General features: G+C 52.7%; 5 protein-coding genes. 3 read left to right on the forward strand and 2 right to left on the reverse strand.

The features are described 5' to 3' along the window. The coding region (locus MVD07_RS00880) for a DOMON domain-containing protein (protein ID WP_366078423.1) at positions 1–656 on the forward strand (656 nt) is incomplete at its 5' end. Between the two features lie 4 nt (positions 657–660). Continuing rightward, positions 661–1011, forward strand: a complete 351-nt coding sequence (locus MVD07_RS00885; RefSeq protein ID WP_297497360.1) for a hypothetical protein — start codon at positions 661–663, stop codon at positions 1009–1011. Here MVD07_RS00885 and MVD07_RS00890 read toward each other — a convergent pair. After that, entirely contained in the window at positions 1008–1394 is a 387-nt protein-coding gene (locus MVD07_RS00890) for a transcriptional regulator (protein ID WP_297497363.1), read from the reverse strand. The genes MVD07_RS00885 and MVD07_RS00890 overlap by 4 nt on opposite strands. A gap of 26 nt (positions 1395–1420) precedes the next feature. Beyond that, complete coding sequence (locus MVD07_RS00895) at positions 1421–1894, reverse strand: DUF1858 domain-containing protein (RefSeq protein WP_297497366.1); 474 nt, start codon at positions 1892–1894, stop codon at positions 1421–1423. Between the two features lie 114 nt (positions 1895–2008). Between MVD07_RS00895 and MVD07_RS00900 the strand changes: the two genes are divergently transcribed. Continuing rightward, the gene (locus MVD07_RS00900) at positions 2009–3355 is read left to right on the forward strand and encodes a DUF438 domain-containing protein (RefSeq protein WP_297497371.1); all 1347 of its coding nucleotides are present in this window, start codon (positions 2009–2011) and stop codon (positions 3353–3355) included. Positions 3356–3365 lie beyond the last annotated feature (10 nt).

Here is a 3365-nt window from a genome sequence, read left to right on the forward strand (position 1 = left end):
TGGTCTCAATGAAGGGCACAAATCTCGCCCTCGCCGCGATCGTATTGGCTCTCGTCCTCGCGGCGGGGTGCATTGGGGGAACCTCAAGCCAGACACCGACGAGCTCGACAAAGGCCCCGGCCACAACCTCACAGCCCTCTACGAGCTCTTCCCAGGCCCTGAGCCCGTGGAAGGCCGATGGGATAATAGAGAAGAACGAATACCCACACGAGCTCGCTCTGGCCGGCGGTAAGTTCACCGTTTACTGGAGGAACGATGACGAATACCTCTACATGGCCCTCAAGGGGAAGACGACCGGCTGGGTTGCCATAGGCTTCGAGCCGAGCACGGCGATGAAGGACGCCGACATGATAATAGGCTGGGTCAAGGACGGGAAGGCAACGGTCGTGGATGCCTACTCAACCGGTCTCTACGGGCCCCATCTACCAGACCAGAAGCTCGGCGGGAGCAACGACATCCTTGAGTATGCCGGAAAGGAGGAGAACGGCTACACGCTGATAGAGTTCAAGAGGAAGCTAAACACTGGTGATAAATACGACAAGGCCTTCAAGCCGGGGCAGGAGATTAAGTTCATCTTCGCGATGGCAGATGCCGATGACTTCACGGCGAAGCACAACGTTGCTAAGGGTTCCGGCAGGATAAAGCTCGATGGGTGATAGAATGCTCCCATACCAGATTCACGCGACGGTTAACTCCCTCGCCTTGCTCTCTTTCCTTGTTGGGATTTATTACGCGAGGAAGCACAGGCTTAAACTCCACCACGCGGCGGTCTACATGGGGGCTGGCCTCTTGACCTTAGGAGTTGCCTATATGCTCTACACCGTCGGTGGAGTTCCATCAACACACGGAAGGTTCGGGCTGTTCACCTACATTGTCGTCCTGACGGCCCTCGCGACGGGCTTCCTCTTCAGGGGAAGAAGGCTGAGGAGGGAACACCACAGGTTCGCCACGGGTCTGGCCATAGCCCTCCTCGTGGTCGAGTTCATCTATGGCCTCTCGCTGGTTACCTAACCAAAGAGCTCAAGACAGACCCGGCACTCGCTTGGATTGAGCTCCGGGTCGATGAGTGCATGAAATTGACAGAAGTAGCCCCTCCCGAGCCCGTAGAGAGTTATCTCAACGAGCCGGGCGTGTATCCAGTATTCATCCGGCCTCTTCTCCACTATCTCCTCCGCGAGGGAGCGCAGTTTCTCCTCAATGTCTGGAAGGGAGGAGACATCCACTAAAGCACCCCTCTCCTCCCTCAGGTAGCGGGAAACCGCAGACTGGGTTATGTGGAAAAGCTCCGCTATCTCGGTCTGTTTTAGGCCCTTCCACCTCAGTATCTCAACGAGCCTCCGTCTGAGGGCGGGGTACACATAGCGTGAGGCCACATCAAAGGCGTTGGTCTTCATGGTTCCAGTTATGACGAGTGGAATATTTAAGGTTTTTCAAGTGCCTTAAGCTCTGCCATCATCTCTCTAAATTTGTCATCGCTCATCCCGAGGAGCTTCTTGGCACCCTTCAGTGTTATCGTCCTCGCCAGGGTTCTTCTCATCTCCGGATTCTCAAGCGGGGAGAAGCCGTACTTCACGAGGATCTTGAGGGATTCTGGATAGACTTTCAATAACTGGGCCACGTTTGTTTCCTCTGTTATCTCCTCAAGTTTGTCATCGCACTCTTTGATCTCCATGTTGAGCTCCTTTGAGTTTTCAGTTTTTGTAATTCTGAGCACGAAGAGGTTGCCAACCTCCTTGATATCAATGGAGTAGCCAGCCTCTTCAAGCTTCGGTATCATGTCAACGAAGGGCTTATCACCTATCACCTCAAGTGTATCTCCGGTTTTGAGCTTTCCGAGGGACTCGACTATCATAACGGCCGGCTGTGGGGCTTTCAGCCCCCTAACGTCGAGCATCATTTTGCACCACCAATCATTAGTATGACGTACGGCATATAAACTTTATTGGACAAAATTGCCCAGTAATGCTTATAAGACGTTGATATGACACCCGTCATGAAGGTGATCAAGATGACCGAATTGCTCAACAACAGGGAATACAAAAAGGAGCAGCTGAAGAAACTCCTCCTGAGGATTCACGAGGGCGAGAAGGTTGAAAAGCTCAAAGAGGAGTTCAAGATGTTACTAAGCAACGTCTCACCGTTGGAAATACCCATTTTAGAGCAGGAGCTCGTGAAGGAAGGTGTCTCGGCAAAGGATATAGCCAAAATGTGCGACATTCACGTTGAGCTCTTCCGAGAGGCAGTTAAAGGAACCGATGAACTTGAGGAGAGAGATTTGCCGGACGGCCACCCGCTCAAGACCCTCTATCAGGAAAACAAGGAGATAATGAAAGATGCGGAGATGCTCAACCTCTACGCGAGAACACTGGCAACTACCAAGGACGAACGCATGAGGAAGGAAATCCTGGAAGTTCTGGAGGAGATAGTCAACAACCTCAGGAAGGTCGGTTTCACCCACTACAATCGAGAGGAGATGCTGACCTTCCCCTACATTGAGAGGAGGGGCATTACGGCGGTGGCCACCGTCCTATGGACGAAGCACGACGAGGTGCGGTTCATGATAAAGTACCTAGCTGAGCTCCTGAGGAAGAGGAACGAAATGCCGTGGGAGAAGTTCGTTAAGCTCTTCAAAGACAAAGCCGGCGAGGCATCCTTTGCCCTCAGCGACATGGTTTTTAGGGAGAACAACATCTACTACCCAACCCTTAAGGCCCTGCTAAGCGACGGCGAGTGGAAGGCCATTAGAATGCAGGAGGATGAAATGGGCTACTACAAGGTGGATCCGCCAGCCTGGGACCCCGGTGAGGACGTTAAACCGCTCCACCCGTGGGAGATCAACCCGGAGCTGAGCGTGGAACAGCTACTGAGCCTCCCGAAGGAAGTCCAAGAGGCCCTCAAAGGCCAGCCCCTTGAGTTCGATAAAACGGAACTCAAGCGCGATGGCGACATAGACCTAGGGACAGGCTACGTTAACGTCGAGGAGCTCAAAATCATCTTCGAGGCCCTGCCGGTGGACGTTACCTTCATAGACAGGAACGATAGGGTTAGGTTCTTCTCGCCGGGAGAGAGGATATTCGACAGAACTCTCTCAGTCCTTGGAAGGCCGGTCCAGCTCTGCCACCCGCCGAAGAGCGTTTACATTGTGAACAAGATACTTCAAGCCTTTAAGGAGGGTAGGAAGAAGGAAGCCACCTTCTGGCTTCATCTCGGGAAGAAGTACGTCTACATCAAATACGTTCCGCTCTTCAATGAGAAGGGCGAATACATCGGGACACTTGAAATGACGATGGACATCGCACCGTATAAAAAGATAGAGGGTGAAAAGAGACTGATAGACTGGGAGGAGTGGGAATGAGAGGGAAAGA

The organism is Thermococcus sp. (assembly GCF_027008145.1).
GTDB lineage: Archaea > Methanobacteriota_B > Thermococci > Thermococcales > Thermococcaceae > Thermococcus.